This window comes from Arthrobacter sp. YA7-1 (assembly GCF_025960325.1).
GTDB lineage: Bacteria > Actinomycetota > Actinomycetes > Actinomycetales > Micrococcaceae > Arthrobacter > Arthrobacter bambusae_A.
In genome coordinates, this window is the sequence record NZ_CP110114.1 from 1,348,352 (window position 1) to 1,371,986 (window position 23,635).

The window sequence follows — 23,635 nt, forward strand, 5'->3', positions numbered from 1 at the left end:
AGATCGAGCCCCTACGCCGCAACCCCCTGAAAGTGCTTTTCAATAATCCCCTTGATGTCCCCATGGCACCCGCCGCACCCGGTCCCCGCGCGGGTCGCTTTGGAAACCTCCGGCACGGAAGAGCAGCCATCCAGCACGGCTTCCTCGATGCTCGCACCGCTGACGCCGGCGCAGCGGCACACCGTGCGCTGCGGGTCATCATTCGAAGCGGAAAGGCCGAGTTGGTCCGGACCGTCCAGTCGAAGCAGGAGCGAACGGTCTGCGGGCAGCTCGGAGCCGCGTTCGAACAGCATCACGAGCTCCGCGGCCGTGCGCGGCATGCCTACCGTCACGAGTCCTTCGAGCGCGCCGCCCCGCGTGGTCATTTTGACGTAGCGGCCGTGTTCCGGATCGGCCCACTGGGCGACCTGGCGCCGCGGCATCCCCTCGGAGACGCCGGCGGACAATAACTCGTCATCCCACGGTTCGGCGCTGTTGTCCCCGGCAACCGCCAGGTTGATGCCGCGCGCCTTCAACACCACGACGCCGGGCTTCTCCTGCGGGAGCGGTGCCAAGGTGTCCGCAGCGCCCTGGCCGCCCTCTGCAAGGAGGATCAGATACTCGGCAAGCCACTCGGCCTGCCGCCAGCCCGGACCCACCAAGCCTGAAGGACCGAGCGCGGTGCGGCATTCGGGGCACTCGGCATCGGCGCAGCGGACTTCGGCGCAGTCGCCGATCGCGAACATGTGCGGCTCGTGATAGGTCCGCAAGTGGTGATCCACTAGGATCCCGGTGGCCGCAGGCAACCCACAACCTTCGGCCAGTTCGATCCGCGGACGCACGCCGCAGGACAGAACCAGCAGGTCACCTTCGACCCTCGATCCATCGTTGAGTACCAGGGCGGAAAACATTCCGTGCGGGCCGTTGTGTTCCACCGCCGTGGAACGGGCGTTGCCCACCATGGTGATCCCGCTGTTGCGCAAGCTCGCCGCGAGAACGGCCCCGCCTCCGCGGTCGATATTGCGGCCCAGCGGGAAGGCGCCGTTGTGAACCACTGTGGTGAGGGCGCCTTCTTCGGCCGCAGCCAAGGCAGTTTCGAGGCCGAGTACACCGCCGCCGAGGACGATCACGCGCTTGCCGGCAGTCACGGCGTCGCGCAATTGCGCGGCGTCACGAAGGTCGCGGAGGGCCGTCACCCCTGAAGGGAGTACAGGGTGCGAAGGATCGGGGTTGATACCCGTAAGGTTCGGAATGACGGGCCGCGAGCCTGTGGCGAACACCAGGCGGTCGTAACCGGGCGTGGTCCCATCCGATAGGACCACCTGCTGGCGGGCGCGGTCGATGCGTTTGACCGTGACGCCCAGCCGGACCTCGACGCCGTCGGCCGCCAAAGCGGCAGCGTCCGCCATCGCGAGTGCCTCCGCGGTGGTCCGCCCCACGCCGAGTTCCGCCACCATGACGCGGTTGTACGCGGCTTCGGCTTCCTGTCCGACGACGAGCAACCGGACAAGGCCGCTCCGCACGGCAGGCACCAACTCGTCCACCAGCCGGGCCGCGACCGGCCCGAATCCCACCACCACAATTCGCTCGCTCACGACGCCTCCTTGACTTGAATTGGCAGTGCCGCCTTACGGACCCAGACCGTGCTGGTCTTGAACTCCGGCATGCCGGAAATAGGATCGCTGACCGCTTCGGTGAGCAGGTTGGCGCTGCCCGGTCCGGGGAAATGGAAGGGGAGGAAGACGGTGTCCGTCCGGATGCTGTTGCTGAGCTCCACCCGGCACACGACCTCTCCGCGCTCGTTGGAGACCCGGACGAAGTCCCCGTCGGAGATTTTCCTGACAGCCGCCGTCGCGGGGTGGATCTGCAACAGCGGTTCCGGCTGCGCCGCCGCAAGTTCGGCCACGCGGCGGGTCTGGGCGCCCGATTGGTAGTGTTCCAGCAGCCGCCCGGTGACGAGCGTCAGCGGATCAGGATCAGAGCCGACGACGGCGGAGTGCCGGGACCGCTTCTGCGGCGCCACCGGGACCATCACCGCGCGTCCGCCGGCGTGCGCGAAACCGTCGAGGAAGAGCCGCGGCGTTCCCGAACTGCCGGTGGGATAAGGCCAGTAGGCGGCTTCCCCGCGGTCCAGCATGGCGTAGTCGATTCCGGAGTAGTCGGCCAGGCCGCCCGCCGAGGCAAGCCGGAGCTCCTCGAAGACGGTCTCGGGATCGTCGCTGAACGTGGACGGTGCGTCGAGCGATTCGGCGAGCCGGGCCATGAGCCACAATTCGCTGCGGACGCCCGGGGGAGGGCTGAGTGCCTTTCGACGGCGGAGCACGCGGCCCTCGAGGTTGGTCAGGGTGCCTTCTTCCTCGGCCCACTGGGTCACCGGGAGGACCAGGTCGGCTTCCAGCGCCGTCTCGGACATGAAGAAATCGCAGACGACAAGGAAATCCAGGCTGCGCAGGCCCTCGATCACGGCACCGGCGTCGGGGGCTGACACTGCCACATTGGCGCCGTGCACGAAAAGGCAACGGATACCGTCGGGCTGTCCTAAAGAATTCAAGAGCTCCACGGCCGGAAGTCCGGGGCCGGGGATGAGGGATTCGTCGACGCCCCACACTTTGGCGACGTGGGCGCGGGCGGCGGGATCGGTGATCTTGCGGTAGCCAGGGAGCTGGTCGGCCTTTTGACCGTGCTCGCGGCCGCCCTGGCCGTTGCCTTGGCCCGTCAGGGTGCCGTAGCCGCTGCGGGCAGATCCCGGCAGGCCGAGGAGGAGGCTGAGGTTGATCGCTGCCGTCGCGGTGTCCGTGCCGTCGACGTGTTGCTCGACGCCGCGGCCGGTCAGGATGTAGCTGCCGCCGCGCCGGGCGCCGTCGGCAAGTCGGCGGGCGGTGTCCCGGATAAGCGTGGCGGGCACGCCGGTTATCGACTGGACGCGCTCCGGCCAGAAGCCGGCGAGGCTGCGAACGATCGCGGGGTAACCCGTGGTGCGGTCCTGGAGGTAGTCGGTGTCGGCGAGGCCTTCGTGGACCACCACGTGGGAGATACCCAACAGTAGGGCGAGGTCCGTTCCCGGGGTCGGCTGCAAGTGGATGCCGCCGCCGTCACCGGTGAATGCGGCGGTCGCGGAACGGCGGGGATCGGCCACGATCAGCCCGCCGGAATCCCGCGCGCCCTGCAGGTGCTGGACGAACGGCGGCATGGTCTCGGCAACATTGGAGCCGAGGAGGAAGATGACGCTTGCCGAATCAAGGTCCTCGACGGGAAACGGAAGGCCGCGGTCCACGCCGAACGCGCGGTTTCCGGCTGCCGCAGCTGAAGACATGCAAAAGCGCCCGTTGTAGTCGATGCGCGAGGTTCCGAGCGCCAGGCGGGCGAACTTGCCCAATTGGTAGGCCTTCTCATTGGTGAGTCCGCCGCCACCGAACACGCCGACGGCGTCGGGACCGTACTGCTCGCGGGTCTGCTTGACGGCTCCGGTCACCAGCATGAGTGCCTGGTCCCACGTAACCGGCCGGTGGACGCCGTCGGACCCTTTGAGCATGGGTTCCGTGACGCGTCCGCTGTGGTTCAACAACGACGGCGATGTCCAGCCCTTGCGGCACAGCCCGCCCCGGTTGGTGGGGAAGTCGCGGCCGGCTACTTCCAGGAGCGGAAGCGCCTTTGCCGCGGGAGCGGGGTCTGACCCCGGCTGCGCAACCCCTGACCCCGGCTGCGCTGTGGGCGCCGCCGGGGTCAGGGTCATGGCGCACTGCAGCGCACAATACGGGCAGTGGGTGTTGGCGCCATTGGGCATGTTAGATGTGTCCCATCGCGTTGCGGTTGGCCTTCCGGAGGTAGCAGGCCCAACAGACGATGAGCATCAGCACGTAGGCGCCGACGAAGCCATAGAACGCCGGGGTGTAGGAGCCGGAAGCGCTGGATGCGTTGAGCACCTGGGGGATGACGAATCCGCCGTAAGCGCCGATCGCCGAGATCAGGCCGAGGGAGGAAGCCGCGAGCCGGGCCGTTTCGGCGGGCTTTGCACCGGAGAGCGCTGCCCGGCTGGACGTGGCAAAGATGACCGGGATCATGCGGTAGGTGGCGCCGTTTCCAAAGCCGCTTGCGGTGAAGAGGAACAGGAACAGGAGCAGGAAGAGCCAGAAGTTCTTGAGGGGAAGGGTCCAGATCATGGTCAACGTGATGACCGCCATCGCCGCGAACGCCGTGACGGTCATGCGGGCTCCGCCCATGCGGTCGGCCATGCGTCCGCCGTAGGGACGGGCAAGGGAGCCGACCAGCGGGCCAAGGAAGGCGAGCGAGAGGACAACCGCGCCGAGGTGCATGGACGAAAAGGCCGGAAAGTAGTCCTTGATGAGCTTGGGGAAGACTCCGGAGAAGCCGATGAACGAGCCGAAGGTGCCGATGTACAGGAAAGCCATGACCCACAGATGCGGTTCCTTGAGTGCGGCGATGGAGCCTGCGACGTCACCCTTGGCGCTGGTGAGGTTGTTCATGTACTTCCAGGCGCCGAACGCAGCGACAAGGATGAGGGGAATCCAGATGAGGCCGGCCATGGGCAGGTTGACGGTCCCGGCGGCCAGGACGGTGACGGCGATCGGGACGACAAGCTGCGCGACGGCGGCACCGAGGTTTCCGCCCGCGGCGTTCAGGCCCAGCGCCCAACCCTTTTCACGGGCAGGGTAGAAGAAGGTGATGTTTGCCATCGAGCTGGCGAAGTTGCCGCCGCCGAAGCCAGCGAGACCGGCGACCAGCAGCATGACGCCGAACGGGGTGCCGGGGTTTGAGACACACAAGGCGAGGCCCGCCGTCGGGATCAGCAGCAGGAGGGCCGAGACGATGGTCCAGTTGCGGCCGCCGAACCTCGGAACCATGAAGGTGTAGGGGATACGCAGCGTGGCGCCGACCAGGCTGGGGATCGAGATGAGCCAGAAGATCTGGTTGGTGTCGAATTTGAAGCCTGCAGCAGGGAGCTGGACGACAACGATCGACCAGAGCTGCCAGACGACGAAGCCGAGGAACTCGGCGAAGATGGACCAGTACAGGTTGCGCTTGGCGATGGAACGGCCCGCGGCTTCCCACTGTTCCTTGTTCTCTGCATCCCAGTTGGCAATCCAGCGGCCAGGGCGGTGTTCAAGCTCGGGGACGAGGGCGGTGGGCGCCTGCTCGGTGGTGAGGATTTCAGTGCTTCGGTCAACTGTCACGGGGTGCCTCCTTTGTGGGGACGTTGTCCTTCCACGTTAGGGAGAGCGCGTTTCGCGGACCGTCGCGGTGTGTAAACGTGCTGTGACATTCACCTATCGGAGGGGGTCACCGGTGCGTGAGGCGATGGTGAGGTTGTGGCGCGGACCACAGGATGAGACTTTTCGAAGTGTCCGCATAATGGACGGAATTGTCCATTTGTTGGATACCCGGAACTATTATTGAACTCTCAAATAATCTGCAGGCAGGCTCAGGAACGCCGGGCCGGCGTGAACGAAAGCAACCACTACATGTCTTCCATCGCTGCATCCAAGGAAAGCGAGTCAGTCAAGCCGGTCAACTCGCGGGGGCGGGTGATCTTTGCCAGTCTCATTGGCACGTCCATCGAGTTCTACGATTTCTACGTCTATGCCACGGCAGCCGTGCTCGTCTTCCCCAAACTCTTCTTCCCGACGGCGGACGAGACCACCCAGCTGTTGAGCTCCTTCGCGGTATTCGGTGTCGCCTTCGTCGCGCGGCCACTTGGCTCCATCATTTTCGGCCACTTCGGTGACAAGTTCGGTCGCAAGGGAACCCTAGTTGCGTCCCTCCTGACCATGGGCATTGCCACGTTCCTGATCGGCTGCCTCCCGACTGCCCAGGTCCCGGGCTGGACCTTCTTGGCACCCACCTTGCTGGTAGTCCTGCGTTTCGCCCAAGGCCTGGCCCTCGGCGGCGAATGGAGCGGCGCCGCGCTGCTCGCAACCGAGAACGCGCCGGCCAACAAACGCGCGATCTATGGGACATTCCCTCAGATGGGTGCGCCGATCGGTTTCATCCTGGCCAACATCATCTTCCTGGTCTTTAGCTACACCTTGACTCCCGAGGCCTTCGCCGCCTGGGGTTGGCGCGTGCCGTTCCTGCTCAGCGCCGTCATGGTGATCCTTGGCCTCTACGTGCGCCTCAAGCTGATTGAAACTCCTGCGTTCACCAAGGTGCTGGAGTCGAACGAAGTAGCCAAGCTGCCCATCGGACGCGTGTTCAAGACAAGCTGGCGCCCGCTCATCCTCGGTACTTTCATCATGTTGGCGACGTACGTGTTGTTCTACCTCATGACCACGTTCACCCTGACCTACGGCACGAAGCCCACGCTGGCGGGCGCTCAGGCCGCAGCGGTGAAGGCCGGAAAGCCCATGACGGACGCGGCCGCCGCGGCGTTCGTCCCGGGCCTTGGCTTCAGCCGGAACGACTTCCTGTGGATGCTGATTGCCGGCGTCGTCTTCTTCGGCATCTTCACCCTGGTGGCGGGCCCGCTGGCCGAAAAGTATGGCCGCCGCAAGATGCTCCTGGCCGTGACGGCGGGAATCCTGGTGTTCGGCTTGCTCTTCGTGCCGTTGTTCAGCGGCGGCTTCGTCGGGACCATGGCATTGCTGATCCTCGGCTTCACGCTGATGGGCCTTACCTTCGGGCCCATGGGTGCGCTGCTTCCGGAACTGTTCCCCACCAACGTCCGCTACACCGGTTCCGCCGTCAGCTACAACATGTCCAGCATCCTCGGCGCGGCCGTGGCTCCGTTCATCGCGGTCTGGCTCTGGGAATCAGCCAAGGGCAGCACGGTCCTGGTGGGCGTCTACCTCAGCGCCATGGCAGTGTTGACGCTCGTGGCACTGTTCCTGTCCAAGGAAACCAAGGACACGGACTACGAGAACAACGTCGCCTGACCCTGTATTAACAGGCTCGCGATTAACAGGCTCGAGTTAAATGGCTCCGGCCCCGCACCCATGGGTGCGGGTCCGGAACCATTTAAGTGCTGCTTTAGTCTTCGATCGTCGCGATGACGGCGCCTGCGGAGACGGTTTCGCCTGCCTTGGCCACCAGACCGTGAATGGTGCCGGCCTTGTGGGCAGTGAGGGGCTGTTCCATCTTCATGGCTTCGAGGACCACGATCAGATCGCCTTCGGCAACCACGTCCCCGGCGGCTACCGCCACTTTGACGATGGTGCCCTGCATTGGCGAAGTAAGGGCGTTGCCGCCCGCAACCGCAGCCGTGGCGCCGGCCGAGCGGGAACGCTTCTTGGCCTTCGCGCCCTTGGTGCCGGCGCTGGAAGCCGCGGAAACCGAGCCGAGGGTCGCGGGAAGGACAACTTCCAGGCGCTTGCCGCCCACTTCGACGACGACGCGCTGCCGCTCACCGGCGTCGGCGGCTTCTGTCCCGGTTCCGGTGGGTGTCCACGCGGGGACGTTGTTGACGAACTCAGTCTCGATCCAGCGCGTGTGAACCTTGAACGGGCCTTCGGCCGGAGCGAACGCAGGATCGGTTACCACTGCGAGGTCGAAAGGAATGACGGTGGGGATGCCTTCGACCACCATTTCCTCGAGGGCGCGGCGGGAACGCTGGAGGGCCTGTTCACGGGTGGCGCCCGTGACGACCAGCTTCGACAGCATGGAATCGAAGTTCCCGCTGATGACATCGCCCTGCTCGACGCCGGAGTCGATGCGGACGCCGGGACCCGTCGGGTTCTTCAGGGTGCTGATGGTTCCCGGAGCGGGCATGAAGTTGCGCCCCGGGTCTTCGCCGGTGATCCGGAATTCAAAAGAGTGGCCGCGGACCTCGGGATCCCCGTAGCCGAGCTTCTCGCCCCGGGCAATGCGGAACTGCTCGCGGACCAGGTCGATGCCCGTGACTTCCTCCGAAACGCAGTGCTCCACCTGAAGACGGGTGTTGACCTCGAGGAAGGAGATGATGCCGTCCTGGCCCACGAGGAACTCACACGTTCCCGCGCCCAGGTAGCCGGCCTCTTTGAGGATGGCCTTGGAAGACTCGTACAGTCGCTCGTTCTGCTCAGGGCTCAGGAACGGTGCGGGGGCTTCTTCCACGAGTTTCTGGTTGCGGCGCTGGAGGGAGCAGTCGCGCGTGGAGACCACAACGACGTTTCCGTAGGCATCGGCGAGGCACTGGGTCTCGACGTGGCGCGGGGAATCGAGGAAGCGTTCGATGAAGCACTCGCCGCGGCCGAAGGCGGCAATGGCCTCGCGCACTGCGGATTCGAAAAGCTCGGGGATTTCCTCGATGGTGCGGGCCACCTTGATGCCGCGTCCGCCGCCGCCGTAGGCGGCCTTGATGGCGATCGGGAGGCCGAATTCCTGGGCGAAGGCCAGGATCTCGTCGGCGGATTTGACGGGGTCGGCCGTGCCGGGAACCAGGGGAGCGCCGACCTTTTCGGCGATGTGGCGGGCCTGCACCTTGTCGCCCAGTGCCGAGATGGCGTCCGGGGACGGGCCGATCCAGGTGATGCCGGCGTCGATGACCTTGGCAGCGAACTCGGCGTTCTCGGCGAGGAAGCCATAGCCGGGGTGGATCGCGTCCGCGCCCGACTGCTTGGCGACCTCGATCAACTTGTCCATCACGAGGTACGACTCAGCGGCGGTGTTGCCGCCCAGCGCGTACGCCTCATCTGCCAACCGGACGTGCAGGGCGTCGCGGTCCGGGTCTGCGTAGACGGCCACTGAGGCGATGCCTTCGTCGCGGGCTGCGCGGATAATGCGGACCGCGATTTCGCCTCGGTTGGCGATCAAGACCTTGGTGAGAGGGCTGGAAATGGGCTGCGCCGGATTAGCTGACAAGTTGACTCCTTCTGTCCTTCAGGGAGCCTAGCGTGATTTTGAGGGTTCCGCCCATATTGATGGGGGATTCCGTGTGTAAGACGGCCTGTCTTTGTAGGGTTGCTACAAAGGCCGCAACCGGGCGACCGGCCCGGCCACTTGGCCGGCCGCTATTCGGTGGGCATGCCGGAGCCGTTGTGGGTCCAGAGTTCGGTGATTCCGACGTTCGCCTGCCCGAGCAGATCGCGGAGGGTCGAGATGGAGAGCCCGACGACGGCGTGCGGGTCGCCGTCGACCTTGCGGATGAAGGCGCCGCCCAAGCCGTCGATCGTAAACGAACCCGCGCAATGCAGGGGCTCGCCGGTTGCGATGTAGGCGTCGATGTCGTCCTCGCTCATCTCCGCGAAGTGGACTTCTGCGCTGGACACGGCACCCACCGTGGCCCCGGTGCCGTCGGCCGTCTCGCCGTCGTTCATGTCCGCTGCGGTGTCGCGGCAGTCCACCAGCCAGTGCCCTGTGTGGAGGACGCCCTTGGAGCCGCTCATGCGCAGCATCCGTTCCCTGGCAACGTCCGCCGTGTAGGGCTTGCCGTGCGATTCGCCGTCGAACTCGAATACGGAATCGCAGCCGATCACGAGGGCCCCCTCGGCGTCGGGCAGGGAAGCGACGGCCTCGGCCTTGGCGCGGGCCAGGAGGAGCGCGGTGTCGTGCGCGTCGGTCACCCCGTACCGGGCTTGCACCGCGTCCTCGTCCACGTCCGAGACGAGCACCTCGTGGTGGATGCCGGCGTCGGTAAGGAGCTTGGTGCGGGCGGGGGACTGGGAAGCGAGGATCAATCGGGTCACGGCTCAAGCGTAGTACGCGGGGCCTTCCTCCGACGCTCGCTCACATATGTGGGTGTTTGAGCCGACGCTCGCTCACCCACGTGAGCGAGCGTTTGGGGAAAAGGCGTTAAAGGTGAGCGGGCGTCGGTTCTGGACACAGAACCGACGCCCGCTCAAAGGCAACCAGGCGCTTAGTGCACCAGTTCCTTGGCCTCGCCTGCCGGCGTCGTGCGCTGGAGGTTGGCGCCCTCGACGTCGACGTCGGGCAGGATCCGGGACAGCCAACGCGGCAGCCACCAGGCCTTCTCGCCCAACAGGTACATCACGGCCGGAACAATCGTCATCCGCACCACGAACGCATCCACGAGCACGCCGAACGCCATCGCGAAACCGAGCGGCCGGACCATGGTCAGGTGGCTGAAGATGAACCCGGAGAACACGCTGACCATGATGATGGCGGCGGCCGTGACCACAGCGGCGGCATGGCGGAAGCCGGTTCGGACCGCTTGCTTCGCGTTCTCTCCGTGCATGAACGATTCGCGCATGCCGGAGGTGATGAACACCTGGTAGTCCATGGCGAGGCCGAACAGCACACCAATCAGGATGATCGGCAGGAAGCTCAGCACGGCTCCGGGGTTGGGAACGTCGAACACGGTGCCCAGCCAGCCCCACTGGTATACGGCCACCACGGCGCCGAACGCCGCCGCGAGCGAGAGCAGGAAGCCGCCGGTGGCGAGCAGCGGAACCACGATCGAGCGGAACACCAGGAGAAGGAGGACCAGCGAGAGCCCGACGACGATCGCCAAGTAAGGCGGCAACGCGGCACCGAGCTTCGCGGAGACGTCGATGTTGCCGGCTGTCTGCCCCGTCAGCCCGATGGTGGCGCCCGTGGCCTGTTGGATTTCGGAACCCTTGGCGCGCAGTTCCGAGACAACCTGGACGGTGCTGGCGCTCGCGGGTCCGTCTTTGGGGATGACCTGGAAGACGGCGGTGCGGTGGTCCGGGCTGAGGGCTACCGGAACGGCCGCCACGACGTTGTCGACGCTGCGCAGTTTATCCGCGACGTCGAACTGCTTGGTCTTGGCCTGGTCGTCGCTGAGGCCGTCCGGGAACGTGCCGACAACAACGATGGGGCCGGTCATGCCTTCGCCGAAGCTGGTCCGGGTGAGGTCATAGGCCTTGAACGCTTGCGAGTCGACCGGTTCCGAACCGCCGTCGGGCAAAGCGAGGCGCAGCTGGGAGGCCGGAAGGGCCAGCACCCCGAGCAGCACGACGCCGGCAAGCAGCCAGATCACGGGGTGCCGGGTCACCAGGCCGCCCCACCCACGGCTGCTTCGCCGGTGATCCTCGGCACGGTCCGCAGCGGCGTGCTCCGGTTCGGCGTTGTGGTGTTCCGCCTTGGCCCAGGCCCGCTTCGAGATCAGTTTGCGGCCCACCAGCGAGAGGACTGCCGGCGTTAGCGTCAGGGAGACGACGACGGCGACTGCCACCGTCGCAGCGGCCGACACGCCCATGACGGCCAGGAACGGGAGCCCCGGAACCACGAGCGCCGCAAGCGCAATGACGACAGTGAGGCCCGCGAAAAGGACGGCGTTGCCCGAGGTGCCCGTGGCGAGCGCCACTGATTCCTCCGCGTCCATCCCCGAAAGCAATTGTCCGCGGTGGCGGTTGACGATGAAGAGCGAGTAATCGATTCCGACGGCGAGGCCCAGCATGAGCGCGAGCATCGGGGAAATGGAACTCATGTCGATGACGCCGGTGAGGGCAAACGTTCCGCCGACACCCCCGGCCACGCCGATGATCGCCATCAGGAGGGGCAAGCCCGCGGCGACGAGCGTTCCCAGCATCACGATGAGGGCGATCGCAGCCACCGCGATGCCGATGATTTCGGAGACACCGAACAACTGCGAGACGTCCTCGGTGATTTCCTTGCTGGCCAGGGCCGTGACACCGGCCGACGAGACTCCGTGGACGATGTCCTGGACTTGCTGCCGGACGGCGGGGGTCAGGCCATTGATGGAGGTCTTGAACTGGACCTGGGCAATCGCAGCTTTACCGTCCGTGGAGACGAACCGCATGCCTTGGGAAGCTGTCACCTCGCGTTTGGCCAAGGCAAGCGCGGCGGCGCCGTCGGTGGCTTGCTTCTGTCCGGCGTCGAGCTTCTGGCGCCCGGCCAGGAGTTCGGCCTTTTGCGGGGCAAGTCGGGCCTCGATCTGGGCTGCCGGCATGCCCGCAGCGGTCATTTGCTGCTCGGCAGCCTTGAGCTGGGCGTCGCCCGCGTCGAGGGTGGCACGGGCCTTGTCCAGCTCAGCCTGCCCGGCGGCCGCCTTCTGTTCCCCGGCGGCAAGGTCGGACGGCGCCTTGTCCAAGGTGGCTTGGGTTGTGAAGGGGTTGACCGTGGACTGCACATCCGGAAGCTTTTCCAGCTGGGCGAGGGCCGACGCAACGGCGTCCTTGCCGGCTTGGTTGAATCCGGCGTCGCCGGCTTCGAAGACGATACCCGCGGAACCACCCGAAGAGGCCGGAAGGTCCTTCTTGAGCTTGTCCAGCATCTGCTGGGTCTCCGTGCCGGGGATCTGGAAGTTGTTGGACATGGTGCCGTGGAAGGCAGCGGCGGAGCCGCCGACAGCCACGAGCACGGCAAGCCAGAGGGAGATCACCAGCCAGCGGTGACGGTAGGAGAACTTGCCAAGACGGTAGAGCAGGAGTGCCATATCGGAACCGATCTTTCGGTGTGTGGTTATGCCGAGTGGTGGGGATCAGCTGCGGGCTGATTGTGCGACGCCGGGCTTCGAGGGGCGGGTGCCGTGCCGTGAGGGGCGGGTGCCGTGAAGCCTGAACCGAGAAGACCGATCGCGTCGATCAAGTGCTGCCGCAAGCTTGCGAGGGATTCGGGGGAAAGATCCGGGCCGTGTTGTTCGAACCAGACGCTCATGGCTGCCTTGCCGCAGGAAATGATGGACCCGGCCAGGGCTCGCAAATAGAGCTCGTCGACACCCGGACCGAGGCGGAGACGGGCGGCATCGATGATCTGCGTGGTGCAGTGGTCCCAGGCTTCGAGTTCGGAGCGCACCAAAGCCCGGTTGTCGTGGGTGAGGCTGAAGAGCTCGGCCATGGGGGAGACCGTCATCGGGTCGGCCAGCGCCATGAGGGCCGCCCGGGCCGAATCGAGGATGGGTTCGTCCGAGGGGCGCAGCCGGAATTGCTCCAGGGCATGGTCCAGGAAGCCTTCGGTTACGGAGGCCAAGGCGGCTTCGAGGCTGGGGAAGTAATTGAAGAAGGTACGACGGGATACGCCGGCCGCTTCCGCGATGTCTTCCACCGTGAAGTTGCCAACGCCTTTGCTGCGCAACATGGCGAGGGCCGCGTCCGCGATCGCCTGGCGGTTGGCCAGTTTGTTCTGTTCCCGGCGCGAGGGGAGGGCGGTGGTGTCGGTGGTTGTCACGTACTTACACTAAGTGCAACTTTGCACTCAGGGCAAGTTAAATCTCCGGTGAGGCCTCGTGTTCCTGGGCCGCGGCCGACGTCGCGGGCTGCGCTGATTGCTCGGATGCGCCTTGCTTGGATGCGGCGCTCGTCAGGTAGATCGACTGGCCTGTGGCGCCCGGCTCGCCTTCGGCCAGGGGAATGGCGAACACCGCGGTGCCGTAGGCGCACACTTCAGTCCAGTTGCCGCCCATCTCGGACGTGTCGAAGCGCATGGCGACGATGGCGTTGGCGCCCCGCTGCTGTGCCTCGTTGACCATCCGGGCCATGACTTCCTGGCGGCTTTCATAGAGCGCCTTGGTCATTTCGGGCAGTTCGCCGCCGCCGAGCGAGCGGAAACCAGCCATCACTTGGGCGCCGAGATCCCGCGAGCGGACGGTGAGGCCCATGACTTCGCCGAAGACGGCGTCGATCCTATGGCCCGGAATCTTGTTTGAGGTGACAATCAGCATGGACAGAGCCTACCCAGAATTCACCCCTGTTAATACGACAAATCCCCGGGGCATTTCCCGGGGATTTGTCCTTGCGATAATGGGCCTTGTTAGGCCCCGGCGGCAGCGAGTTCCCGAGGCTCCTCGCTTGCCTCCGCAGACTCTGTCTCCGCCGCGAACGCCGTTCCCTTGCGGGGCGCGTTATAGAGCGATTCGTCCAGGATTCCTTGCCGCTTGGCGACGATGGCCGGAACCAGCGCCTGTCCTGCGACGTTGACCGCCGTGCGGCCCATGTCCAGGATGGGGTCGATCGCCAGGAGGAGTCCGACGCCGGCGAGCGGCAGTCCCAGCGTGGACAGGGTCAACGTGAGCATGACGACGGCGCCCGTGGTACCCGCTGTTGCAGCGGAACCAAGGACCGAAACCACCACGATCAGCAAGTACTGGCTGAAGTCCAGGTTGATGCCGAAGAACTGGGCAACGAAAATCGCAGCGACGGCCGGGTAGATGGCCGCGCAACCGTCCATTTTGGTCGTGGCGCCAAGCGGCACGGCGAAGGACGCGTAGCCCCGCGGAACGCCGAGGTTGCGTTCGGCGACGCGCTGCGTGAGCGGCAGTGTGCCGATAGAGGAACGTGAGACGAAGGCCAACTGCACGGCGGGCCACACGCCCGAGAAGTACTGCTTGACGGACAGTCCGTGGCTCTTGATCAGGATGGGGTACACGACGAAGAGCACAAGGGCCAGGCCTGCGTAGATGGCCACCGTGAACTTGCCGAGCGAACCGATGGTGTCCCAACCATAGACCGCGACGGCGTTGCCGATCAGGCCGATGGTGCCCAGCGGGGCGATGCGGATGATCCACCAGAGGACCTTCTGGATGACGGCCAGGGCGGAAGCGTTGAGGTTCAGGAACGGTTCGGCCTGCTTGCCGACCTTGAGGGCTGCGACGCCGACCGCGATGGCGATCACCAGGATCTGCAGCACGTTGAAACTGATCGAGGTGCTGGCAACGCCGTCCGTGACGCTCGTGCTGGCGCCGATGCCCAGGAAGTTCTTGGGGAAAAGACCCGTCAGGAACGCCCACCAGTCCCCGGTCTTGCCAGCATACTCGGCCTTCTTGGTGATGCCGGTGCCGGAGCCCGGCTGCAGGAGCACGCCAAGTCCGATGCCGATCGTCACGGCGATGAGCGAGGTGATGGCGAACCAGAGCAAGGTGTTCCATGCCAGTTTCGCCGCATTGGATACCTGGCTCAGGTTCGCGATGGAGCTCACCACTGCGGTGAAGATCAAGGGCACGACGGCGGTCTGCAGGAGCGAGACGTAGCTCGAGCCGATGGTCTGCAACGTGGTGCCGAGCCCGTTGGGAGCCTTCGTAGTGCTACCGGTGGCTTTGGCCACGAGGCCGAGGGCCAGGCCGATCACCAGGGCCGCGATGATCTGGACGCCGAAAGACATTGCCCACTTGGGAAGCCGGGACGAGGTCTTTCCGGCGGAAGTCAAAGTGTTGGATGAATTGCTCACCGGAACAAACTAGGCCCCGGTAAATACCACCGCGAGCCGACGTTGAGAAATGTTACATTCCCCAATTCGAGCCGCCACCGTACAAGCCTGCTAATCCGCCGTCAATCCACCCATTTATGAAGTTATTCCCGGACGGAATGTGGGGAATGTCTCGTACGTCTCAGCCCATCTGACTCGCATTTGTTGTCGTTCTGAGCCTCCAAAACGACAACAAATGCGAGTCAGTTGGGCTACCCCAGCAGCGCCCGACGAAGCGTATCCAGGCCGACAGAGCCGATGTTCAACGCATCCGTGTGGAAGGACTTCAGGTCGAATCCGTCGCGGCGTTCGAGTTCCGCCCGGATTTCTTCCCACAGCCGCTGCCCCACCTTGTACGACGGCGCCTGGCCCGGCCAGCCGAGGTACCGGGTGAATTCGAACTGGAGCTGGCCCGCACTGATGGGAAGGTTGGCCTTGAGGAATTCGAAGCCCTTTTCCGAGGTCCAGGTGCCGCTGCCCCAACGTTCCGGAACCTCCAGTTCGAGGTGGACGCCGATATCGAACACGACTCGGGCGGCACGCATGCGCTGCATGTCCAGCATGCCCATGTGGTCGCCCGGGTCCTTGAGGTAGCCAAGCTCCAGCATGAGCTTTTCGGCATAGAGTGCCCAGCCTTCGCCGTGACCGGAGACCCAGCAGACGTTGCGTCGCCAGTTGTTGAGGAGCTCGCGGCGGTAGACGGCGGTGGCCACCTGGAGGTGGTGGCCGGGGACGCCTTCGTGGAACACCGTGGTGGTTTCGGCCCAGGTGGTGAAGGTGTCCTCGCCGGCGGGGACGGACCACCACATGCGGCCTGGCCGGGAGAAGTCGTCCGAGGGACCCGTGTAGTAGATGCCGCCTTCGTCCGTGGGGGCGATACGGCATTCGAGAGTCTTCATGATGTCCAGGATGTCGAAGTGCACGTCGGCAAGTTCGGACACCGCGCGGTCGGAGAGGTCCTGCATCCAGGCTTTGAGGGCATCGGTGCCCTTGATTTGCCGTTCGGGATCGTTGTCGAGGATGGCTTTGGCCTCCTCGATGGACGCGCCGGGCTTGATTTGTTCGGCCACCCGTTCCTGTTCGGCAATGAGCCTGTCGAGTTCCTGCACCCCCCACGCGTACGTTTCTTCCAGGTCCACGGCCGCGCCCAGGAAGGAACGCGAGGCCACTGCGTAGCGTTCGCGGCCCACGGCGTCCTTTTCGGGGGCGAAAGGCAGAAGCTCCGCCTCAAGGAAGGCGGCAAGGCGCAAGTAGGCGGACCGCGCGACGGCGGCCCCGGCGTCGAGCGTTTCCTGCAGTTCCGCCGGCAGCGGCTGGCCGTCGATCGAGGCTTCGGCGGTGAGCTTGGCGAAGAAGCCGTCTTCGGCCGCGTACTTGGTTGTCTGTTCGATCACGATTTTCACCTGGCGGAGCGCGGAGACTTTCCCTGCGTCCCTGGCCGAACGAAGGGACACGATGTACCCGTCGATCGCTTCCGCAACGTTGGCCGCGCGGCCGGCGATGTGCTCCCATTCCTCGGCCGTCCCGGTGGGCATGAGGTCGAAGATCGAGCGGATGGTTTGGGCCGGCGACTCGATGTTGTTCAGGTCCGCGGCGTCCCAGCCGGATTCGTGGATCTCGAGGGCCAGGCCGAGCCGTTCCTGCATTGCGTCCAGGGTGACGACGTCGGAGGCGTCCGTGGGTTCGAGGGCCGCGAGCTCGTCGAGGGTGCGGCGTGCTGCCTTGGCGAAGGCCGCCGCGCCGGCAGGCGAGAAGTCCTGGTATTCCGTTTCGTGTCCGGGCAGGCCGAGGGTGGTGGCGAGGCTCGGGTTGAGGGCAAGGAGCGTGTCCGTGTAGGCGTCGGCGACCGCGTCGATGGCAGTCTGGAGGCGTGCCGGAGCTGTGTTAGGAGTAGTCACCCCACGAGCCTAACCGCGCCCGGTTATTTGTGAAAGGGTTGTTGCAGAAGATCCGAAGGCCAACCCAACTGACTGGCATTTAATGTCGTTCCGGGCCTTCAAAACGACATTAAATGCGAGCTGGTTGGGTTACCACGGAACTTAGCCCCGGCTGCGTTTCCAGGCGCCTGGTCCCGGCGTGGGGTCCATACGCAGTTGCTGGCGTCGCAGCCAGTGGCGGGTGCTCGGCTTTGGAGCTTCGGCTTCCTCGTGCGATCCGAAGGAGGCGACGACGGCGGCAAGCGCCGCGAGCTCTTCCGGCGTCGGGTCTCCCTTGACCACCGAAAGCAACGGCTCGGCGGGCGCCGTGTCCGTGGAATCGGGACCGGAGCCAGGAAGATGCTGTTCGGCGCTCACAGGGGGATGTTTCCGTGCTTCTTGGTGGGCAGGCTGGCGCGCTTGTCGCGCAGGGCGCGGAGGCCCTTGATGATCTGGATGCGGGTCTCTGACGGTGCGATGACGGCGTCGACGTAGCCAAGCTCGGCCGCCTGGTAGGGGTTGAGGAGTTCTTCCTCGTACTGGCGGATGATCTCGGCTCGCTTGGCTTCGACGTCGCCGCCGGCCTCGGCGACAGCGGCAAGATCGCGGCGGTACAGGATGTTGACCGCACCCTGGGCACCCATGACACCGATCTGGGCCGTAGGCCACGCCAGGTTGAGGTCGGCTCCAAGCTTCTTGGAACCCATCACGATGTACGCTCCGCCGTAGGCCTTGCGGGTGATGACCGTCAGCTTGGGCACGGTGGCCTCGGCGTAGGCGTAAAGCAGCTTGGCTCCGCGGCGGATGATGCCCTGGAATTCCTGGTCCTTGCCGGGCAGGAAGCCGGGGACGTCCACCAAAGTGATGATGGGGACGTTGAAGGCATCGCAGTGGCGGACGAAGCGGGCGGCCTTCTCCGAAGCGGAGATGTCCAGCGTGCCGGCGAACTGCATCGGCTGGTTGGCCACGATCCCGACCGTGTGGCCTTCAACCCGGCCGTAGCCGATGATCACGTTGGGGGCGTAGAGCGACTGCATTTCGAGGAAATGGGCGTCATCAACGATCTGCTCGATGACCTTGCGCATGTCGTAGGGCTGGTTGGCCGAGTCCGGGATCAGCGTGTCCAGGGCGAGGTCGTCGTCGTCGAGCTCAAGCTCCTGCTCGTGTTCCAGGACGGGGGCCTCGGACAGGTTGTTGGACGGCAGGAAGTCCAGGAGCTCGCGGACGAATTCGATCGCGTCGGCTTCGTCGCTGGCGAGGTAGGTGGAGGTGCCGGTGGTGGCGTTGTGTTGGCGCGCCCCGCCGAGGGTTTCCATGTCCACGTCTTCGCCGGTGACGGTCTTAATGACGTCCGGGCCGGTGATGAACATGTGGGAGGTCTTGTCCACCATCACCACGTAGTCGGTGAGGGCGGGGGAGTAGGCCGCGCCGCCGGCGCACGGGCCCATGATGAGGGAAATCTGCGGGACGACGCCGGAGGAGTGGACGTTGTTGCGGAAGATATCCGCGAACATGGCCAGCGAGGCGACGCCTTCCTGGATGCGCGCGCCGCCGCCGTCGTTGATGCCCACCATCGGGCAGCCGTTGCGGAGGGCGAATTCCTGGACCTTGACGATCTTTTCGCCGTTGACCTGGCTCAGGGAGCCGCCGTAGACGCTGAATTCCTGGCTGTAGATGGCCACGAGGCGGCCGTCCACGGTGCCGTAGCCAGAGACGACGCCGTCGCCAAGGGGCTTCTTCTTCTCCATGCCGAACGCGGTGGAGCGGTGGACTGCCAAGGCGTCGAACTCGACGAAGGAGTCTTCGTCGAGCAGCATGTCGATGCGTTCGCGGGCGGTGTTCTTGCCGCGGGCATGCTGCTTCTCGATGGCTTCGGGGCCGGAAGGTTGTTCTGCACGGGCCTGGCGGTCGCGGAAGTCGGCAATCTTTCCCGCTGTCGTTGTCAGATCGTGGCTCATCAAATGTCTCCGGCTCTGTAGCTGATTTACGCTGGCACTGCTTTGTTAGGCATGCGCTCTTAAGTAGCATCCGTACAAAGTGCGGGCCCTGTTGGCTAGTCTAATGACGCAAAAGCCACAGACCGCTGTAGAAACCCTACAATTTTCCGACTTCAAGTCGAGCATCAAGCAATGTTACTCACCGGTAACATCGTTGGGCTACAGTGTCCTCATGACCTCGAGCAACGTTGCTTCTGCAAGCCGTGCCCTTCCCTACCGGGCGCGCGGATCACTGAAGGGCCGCACCATCCTGATGTCCGGCGGGAGCCGCGGCATCGGCCTGGCAATCGCCACACGCGCGGCCCGCGACGGCGCCAACATCGTCATCATGGCCAAGACCGGAGAACCGCATCCCAAGCTGCAGGGAACGGTCTTCACTGCCGCTGAACAACTGGAAGCAGCCGGCGGCCAGGCACTGCCTCTCGTAGGGGACGTCCGCAACGACGGCGACGTCGCCGCGGCGGTTGCCGCCGCCGTCGAACGCTTTGGCGGAATCGACGTCGTGGTCAACAACGCCTCGGCGATAGATCTCTCCCGCACTGACGCGATCGACATGAAACGCTATGACCTCATGCAGGACATCAACGTCCGCGGCACCTTCCTGCTGTCCAAACTCGCGCTCCCGGCCCTGCGGAAATCGGGCAACGCCCATATCCTGACGCTCTCGCCGCCGCTGAACCTCGACCCTAAATGGGCCGGCATGCACTTGGCGTACACCATGGCCAAGTACGGCATGAGCCTCACCACGCTGGGCCTGGCCGAAGAACTCAAGAACGACGGCGTGTCCGTCAACTCGCTGTGGCCCTGCACGCTGATCGACACCGCTGCCATCCGGAACATGCCGGGCGGAGCGCAGATCGTGCAAGCCGCCAGGGGATCGGACATCATGGCCGACGCCGCCCACGCAGTCCTGACCGGAGCAAACCTGGGCAACGGTTCGGCTATTAATACAGGCAATTTCTACACCGACGAAGAAGTGCTCAGGGCTGCGGGTGTTTCGGACTTCAGGCCCTACAGTCTGGGGGCCGCGGAGGAGAAGCTGGTGCCGGATATCTTCCTCTGAGCGGACAACTTCTTCCGGGACCGGCCTGGCTGGATAGGATTCTGTCTATGGACGTCGAACAGCCTGCCAGCAGCGAACCACGTGCCCCGCGCCCGGGCCTGGACCGTGATGCCCTGCTCCACCCCGACTTCCTCGCGGCCGCCGGCATTTCGCAATTGCAGATCGTGGAGACCACCGGCTCCACCAACGCTGATCTGCTGCGCGCCGTCACCACGGAGCCGAAGGAATGGGCCGATCTCGCGGTCCTCACCGCCGAGCACCAGACGGCGGCACGGGGCCGTCTCGACCGTCACTGGGAGTCTCCCGAACGTTCGGCGATTTCCGTTTCGATCGTCCTGCGTCCCGTCAATGCGCAAGGCCTGCCCGTGCCCACGCAGAGCTACTCCTGGCTGTCCCTCCTGGGCGCGCTGGCCTTGCACGAGACCCTCCTGGAAACCGCAGGCCTGCCCGCCGAGATCAAGTGGCCCAACGATGTCCTCGTCCGAGGCAAGAAGATTGCCGGCATCCTGGCCCAGATGGGGCCGATGGGGGACGGGTCTGTTCCAGCCGTGATTCTGGGGACCGGCCTCAACGTGACGCTCGGCGAGGATGAATTGCCTGTCCCGACCGCCACCTCCCTCTTGCTTGAGGGTGCAAGCACCACGGACCGCACCGTTCTATTGCGGAACTACTTGTCCCGCTTCGGGACGCTCTACCGCAGCTTCTGCAATGCCGACGGCGACCCTACAGCGGGATTGGCCGGCGGCGCTTCCCTGCACAAGCGGGTGGAAGCCGTCATGGTCACCTTGGGACGCGAGGTGAAGGCTCATTTGCCCGGCGACCACGAGTTGGTGGGGCATGCGTCCAGATTGGATGAGTATGGTTCCCTTTTGGTGGTGGACCACGGTGGTCGCGAGCACGTCGTGACCGCCGGTGACGTCGTCCACCTGAGGGCTACCGAAAGCGGTTATGCGTAAAGAGCTCCTGCGTGGGGAGCAAGTCATCGTGATCACGCGGCAGCAGCCCAGGATGCTCTTTGGTCCCGTCCTGGCCTTCATCCTGGTCCCTGCCGCGGCAGCGTTCGCCTGTGCCTGGATAGTCAAGGGCGGGCCGGGCAAGCTGCTGCCGGTCATCACAAGCGACTGGACCCAATGGTTGGTCATGGCGTGCCTGGTGATCGTGGCAATCGTGCTGCTCGGCTACAGCCTCCCGCGATTCATCCGCTGGCGCGGCATCCGGTACATCCTCACGAGCGGGCGGATAGTTGCCCGTTTTGGAATGCTTCGCCGCGGCGACTGGCAAGTGCCGTTGGCCGCGGTGCGCGGGGTGGGCATCAAACAATCGCTGCTCCAACGGATATTGCGCTCCGGGAATATATCCTTGGATACCGGGCACCCCGGCGAGGCGGTCCTCGCGGATGTTCCGGAGGTCGGCAAGTTCCGGAGTTTCATCATGGATGCCATGGCGGAGCTTCCGACGAGTGTCGGATTCGGCTCCGTCCCGGTGCCGGGATCCGGCGATTTTGACAGTTTTGCTGAGTACCCGGATGCCGCGTTGCCCTGGGATATGAGAGAAGGTGGAAGAGATGAGCGTTGACGAGCAGGAGCCTGAGTACATGGACCACGAGCCCGACGCCGTGCCCGAACCTTCCGTGGACCACGCGGCAACGGGGGTCCTCCCCGTCGTTTCCCCGCCCACCGGCGCCCTGTCTGCGGAACGGGTGGCCATCAAAGCCCTTGAAACCAGGCTTTTGGGCGGCGAACGCAAACTCCGTCGACGCGAAGTGGCGGCCGGCGCAGGCGTCTCGCTCTTGTCAGCCCGCAAACTCTGGCGGGCGCTGGGTTTCCCCAATTTCGGCGACCAGGACGTGGCGTTCACCGAGCGCGACCTCGGGGCGCTGTCCACCATCCTTGACCTTGTCCGCGCCGGAAAGCTCACCGAAGAAGCTGCCATTTCCGTGACCCGCGCCATCGGCCAGATGACCGACCGCATGGTGGTGTGGCAAGTCGAGGCGCTCATCGAAGACATGGTGGTGCAGCAAGGCATTCCCGATGCCGTTGCACGCAAACAGTTGGTCAACGAACTGCCCAACCTCGTGGATGCCATGGAAGAGATCCTGTTGTACTCGTGGCGCCGCCAGATGAACGCCGGTGTGCAGCGCCTGGCCGTGCGTGCCGAGGCCGGTCTGCAGGCCAGCGAGGCCGGCCGCGAAGGGGACGAAGACGACGCACCGTTGCCCTTGGCACGCGCCGTGGGTTTTGCCGACCTCGTCTCTTACACGAGCCTGTCGCGCCGCATGAACGAGAAGACCCTGGCGCAGTTGGTCCAGCGCTTCGAGAACAAGTGCGCGGAAATCATCTCGATCGGTGGAGGCCGCCTCGTCAAGACGGTCGGCGACGAAGTCCTCTATATTGCCGAGACGCCGGCCGCGGGAGCTGAGATTTCCTTGGCGCTCGCCCAGGCCTTCACCGAAGACGAGATCCTCCCGGAAGCCCGCGTGGCCATGGTCTGGGGACGCATCCTTTCCCGTCTCGGCGACATCTACGGCCCCACCGTCAACCTGGCGGCCCGCCTGACGGCCCTGGCTGAACCCGGCACGGTCCTGGTGGACGAGATGACGGCAGCAGCGCTGGGCCAGGACGAACGCTTCGTCCTTGTTCCGCAGACAGCCGAAAACGTTCGTGGGTTTGGGGAAATTCTTCCGGTCCGGCTTGCCCGCGGGCTTGGCAAGGGACTGGTCCTCGACTGATGAGTTCACAGTCCGCAGCGCCCACCCCCAAGCCGGGATTCACAGTAACCTGTGGCTACGGGACGGATCGTGGACTCAGCCGGGAACTCAACGAAGATTCGCTCATCGCGGTGGACCCGGTCTTCGCGGTAGCCGACGGCATGGGCGGGCATGAGGCAGGCGAGATTGCCAGCGCATTGTGCGTACAGACGCTTGGCAACATGTCGCAATTGGCGGCGGGCGTACGATCGGCGACTGCCGTCGTCGTGCAGGAGTGCATCCTTGCCGCCGACTCCGAGATCCGGAATGCCACGGGTGGCCGGGCCGGAACCACGCTGTCCGGGGTGGTTGTCGCGGAGCATATGGGCGTCGCGTATTGGCTGGTTATGAACATCGGCGACTCGCGGACGTATCGCTTGAGCGGGGGCGAATTCAGGCAGATCAGCGTGGACCATTCGGAAGTCCAGGAACTTGTGGAGGCCGGACGGATCACGCGTGAAGAAGCCACAGTGCATCCGCGCCGCCACGTGGTGACCCGGGCCCTCGGGACGGGCGGCGAAAACGAAGCGGACTTCTGGTTGTTGCCCATCCAGGACGGCGACCGCATACTGGTCTGCTCGGACGGACTCACCGGCGAGTTGAGCGACGAGCACATGTTCCGGATCCTGAGCACTATGGAAAAGCCCCAGGACGCGGTGGATGCCCTCATCAAGGAGGCGTTGCTGAGTGGCGGGCGGGACAATGTCACCGCGATTGTGGTGGATGCCAGGACCCCTTAGAACGACGCCGATGGAGCCCGCACAGGCTCCCGTCGACGGCGGTTTCGGGGAACGGGATTTGCGACACGCCCGGACTATGTAGGAAGATTCCGGTCAATACCACCCCAACTCCGGGCGGCCTGTGCCGTCCTGCAGAGGTA

At 65.0% G+C, this 23,635-nt stretch carries 18 protein-coding genes; 6 read left to right on the plus strand and 12 right to left on the minus strand.

The window, feature by feature from the left end; all coding sequences use genetic code 11:
- Positions 1–11: 11 nt before the first annotated feature.
- The 3 genes from OIT41_RS06275 to OIT41_RS06285 are packed head-to-tail and all read right to left on the minus strand — an operon-like array spanning position 12 to position 5,171.
- Positions 12–1,574: an FAD-dependent oxidoreductase gene (locus tag OIT41_RS06275; protein WP_241707943.1), complete on the minus strand. Its 1,563-nt coding sequence runs from the start codon at positions 1,572–1,574 to the stop codon at positions 12–14.
- Positions 1,571–3,763: a molybdopterin oxidoreductase family protein gene (locus OIT41_RS06280; protein ID WP_264637584.1), complete on the minus strand. Its 2,193-nt coding sequence runs from the start codon at positions 3,761–3,763 to the stop codon at positions 1,571–1,573. Before OIT41_RS06280 ends, OIT41_RS06275 begins: the two co-directional genes overlap by 4 nt.
- A gap of 1 nt (position 3,764) precedes the next feature.
- On the minus strand, positions 3,765–5,171 hold the full coding sequence (locus tag OIT41_RS06285; protein WP_372489633.1) for an MFS transporter: 1,407 nt from the start codon (positions 5,169–5,171) through the stop codon (positions 3,765–3,767).
- 288 nt (positions 5,172–5,459) lie between these two features.
- On the opposite strand from OIT41_RS06285, the gene OIT41_RS06290 reads away from it, so the two are divergent.
- The gene (locus tag OIT41_RS06290) at positions 5,460–6,869 is read left to right on the plus strand and encodes an MFS transporter (RefSeq protein ID WP_241707987.1); all 1,410 of its coding nucleotides are present in this window, start codon (positions 5,460–5,462) and stop codon (positions 6,867–6,869) included.
- A 94-nt stretch (positions 6,870–6,963) separates the two neighbouring features.
- Here the strand turns inward: OIT41_RS06290 and OIT41_RS06295 are convergent, their stop codons facing one another.
- From OIT41_RS06295 to OIT41_RS06335, 9 genes are all read right to left on the minus strand, one after another.
- Positions 6,964–8,772 carry an acetyl/propionyl/methylcrotonyl-CoA carboxylase subunit alpha gene (locus OIT41_RS06295; RefSeq protein ID WP_241707941.1) on the minus strand — a complete coding sequence of 603 codons (1,809 nt, stop codon included), beginning with the start codon at positions 8,770–8,772 and terminating at the stop codon, positions 6,964–6,966.
- Between the two features lie 149 nt (positions 8,773–8,921).
- The gene (locus OIT41_RS06300; RefSeq protein ID WP_241707940.1) at positions 8,922–9,596 is read right to left on the minus strand and encodes a Maf family protein; all 675 of its coding nucleotides are present in this window, start codon (positions 9,594–9,596) and stop codon (positions 8,922–8,924) included.
- A 170-nt stretch (positions 9,597–9,766) separates the two neighbouring features.
- On the minus strand, positions 9,767–12,289 hold the full coding sequence (locus OIT41_RS06305; RefSeq protein ID WP_264637585.1) for an MMPL family transporter: 2,523 nt from the start codon (positions 12,287–12,289) through the stop codon (positions 9,767–9,769).
- Between the two features lie 26 nt (positions 12,290–12,315).
- The gene (locus OIT41_RS06310; protein ID WP_241707938.1) at positions 12,316–13,020 is read right to left on the minus strand and encodes a TetR/AcrR family transcriptional regulator; all 705 of its coding nucleotides are present in this window, start codon (positions 13,018–13,020) and stop codon (positions 12,316–12,318) included.
- Positions 13,021–13,057: 37 nt separating this feature from the next.
- The gene (locus OIT41_RS06315; RefSeq protein ID WP_241707937.1) at positions 13,058–13,513 is read right to left on the minus strand and encodes a YbjQ family protein; all 456 of its coding nucleotides are present in this window, start codon (positions 13,511–13,513) and stop codon (positions 13,058–13,060) included.
- 89 nt (positions 13,514–13,602) lie between these two features.
- The gene (locus OIT41_RS06320) at positions 13,603–15,015 is read right to left on the minus strand and encodes a dicarboxylate/amino acid:cation symporter (RefSeq protein WP_241707936.1); all 1,413 of its coding nucleotides are present in this window, start codon (positions 15,013–15,015) and stop codon (positions 13,603–13,605) included.
- A 230-nt stretch (positions 15,016–15,245) separates the two neighbouring features.
- Complete coding sequence (locus OIT41_RS06325; RefSeq protein WP_241707935.1) at positions 15,246–16,931, minus strand: DUF885 domain-containing protein; 1,686 nt, start codon at positions 16,929–16,931, stop codon at positions 15,246–15,248.
- Between the two features lie 141 nt (positions 16,932–17,072).
- A complete protein-coding gene (locus OIT41_RS06330) occupies positions 17,073–17,327 on the minus strand; it encodes an acyl-CoA carboxylase epsilon subunit (RefSeq protein ID WP_241707934.1) in 255 nt (84 codons plus the stop codon).
- A complete protein-coding gene (locus OIT41_RS06335) occupies positions 17,324–18,907 on the minus strand; it encodes an acyl-CoA carboxylase subunit beta (RefSeq protein WP_264637586.1) in 1,584 nt (527 codons plus the stop codon). Before OIT41_RS06335 ends, OIT41_RS06330 begins: the two co-directional genes overlap by 4 nt.
- Positions 18,908–19,118: 211 nt before the next feature.
- Here OIT41_RS06335 and OIT41_RS06340 point away from each other — a divergent pair, with 211 nt between their 5' ends.
- The 5 genes from OIT41_RS06340 to OIT41_RS06360 are packed head-to-tail and all read left to right on the plus strand — an operon-like array spanning position 19,119 to position 23,495.
- On the plus strand, positions 19,119–20,009 hold the full coding sequence (locus OIT41_RS06340) for an SDR family oxidoreductase (protein ID WP_264637587.1): 891 nt from the start codon (positions 19,119–19,121) through the stop codon (positions 20,007–20,009).
- A gap of 47 nt (positions 20,010–20,056) precedes the next feature.
- Positions 20,057–20,965: a biotin--[acetyl-CoA-carboxylase] ligase gene (locus tag OIT41_RS06345; RefSeq protein ID WP_264637588.1), complete on the plus strand. Its 909-nt coding sequence runs from the start codon at positions 20,057–20,059 to the stop codon at positions 20,963–20,965.
- Positions 20,958–21,584, plus strand: a complete 627-nt coding sequence (locus OIT41_RS06350; RefSeq protein ID WP_264637589.1) for a PH domain-containing protein — start codon at positions 20,958–20,960, stop codon at positions 21,582–21,584. The genes OIT41_RS06345 and OIT41_RS06350 overlap by 8 nt, the downstream gene beginning before the upstream one ends.
- The gene (locus tag OIT41_RS06355; RefSeq protein ID WP_264637590.1) at positions 21,574–22,737 is read left to right on the plus strand and encodes an adenylate/guanylate cyclase domain-containing protein; all 1,164 of its coding nucleotides are present in this window, start codon (positions 21,574–21,576) and stop codon (positions 22,735–22,737) included. The genes OIT41_RS06350 and OIT41_RS06355 overlap by 11 nt, the downstream gene beginning before the upstream one ends.
- Positions 22,737–23,495, plus strand: a complete 759-nt coding sequence (locus OIT41_RS06360; RefSeq protein WP_413542313.1) for a PP2C family protein-serine/threonine phosphatase — start codon at positions 22,737–22,739, stop codon at positions 23,493–23,495. The genes OIT41_RS06355 and OIT41_RS06360 overlap by 1 nt, the downstream gene beginning before the upstream one ends.
- Positions 23,496–23,635: the final 140 nt, after the last annotated feature.

What these genes read in the sequence shown, in the direction of transcription:
- OIT41_RS06280 (WP_264637584.1), bottom strand. Translation starts at nt 3,763, where the DNA reads ATGCCCAATGGCGCCAACACCCACTGCCCGTATTGTGCGCTGCAGTGC.
- OIT41_RS06290 (WP_241707987.1), top strand. Translation starts at nt 5,460, where the DNA reads ATGTCTTCCATCGCTGCATCCAAGGAAAGCGAGTCAGTCAAGCCGGTC.
- OIT41_RS06305 (WP_264637585.1), bottom strand. Translation starts at nt 12,289, where the DNA reads ATGGCACTCCTGCTCTACCGTCTTGGCAAGTTCTCCTACCGTCACCGC.
- OIT41_RS06315 (WP_241707937.1), bottom strand. Translation starts at nt 13,513, where the DNA reads ATGCTGATTGTCACCTCAAACAAGATTCCGGGCCATAGGATCGACGCC.
- OIT41_RS06335 (WP_264637586.1), bottom strand. Translation starts at nt 18,907, where the DNA reads ATGAGCCACGATCTGACAACGACAGCGGGAAAGATTGCCGACTTCCGC.
- OIT41_RS06340 (WP_264637587.1), top strand. Translation starts at nt 19,119, where the DNA reads ATGACCTCGAGCAACGTTGCTTCTGCAAGCCGTGCCCTTCCCTACCGG.
- OIT41_RS06345 (WP_264637588.1), top strand. Translation starts at nt 20,057, where the DNA reads ATGGACGTCGAACAGCCTGCCAGCAGCGAACCACGTGCCCCGCGCCCG.
- OIT41_RS06350 (WP_264637589.1), top strand. Translation starts at nt 20,958, where the DNA reads ATGCGTAAAGAGCTCCTGCGTGGGGAGCAAGTCATCGTGATCACGCGG.
- OIT41_RS06355 (WP_264637590.1), top strand. Translation starts at nt 21,574, where the DNA reads ATGAGCGTTGACGAGCAGGAGCCTGAGTACATGGACCACGAGCCCGAC.
- OIT41_RS06360 (WP_413542313.1), top strand. Translation starts at nt 22,737, where the DNA reads ATGAGTTCACAGTCCGCAGCGCCCACCCCCAAGCCGGGATTCACAGTA.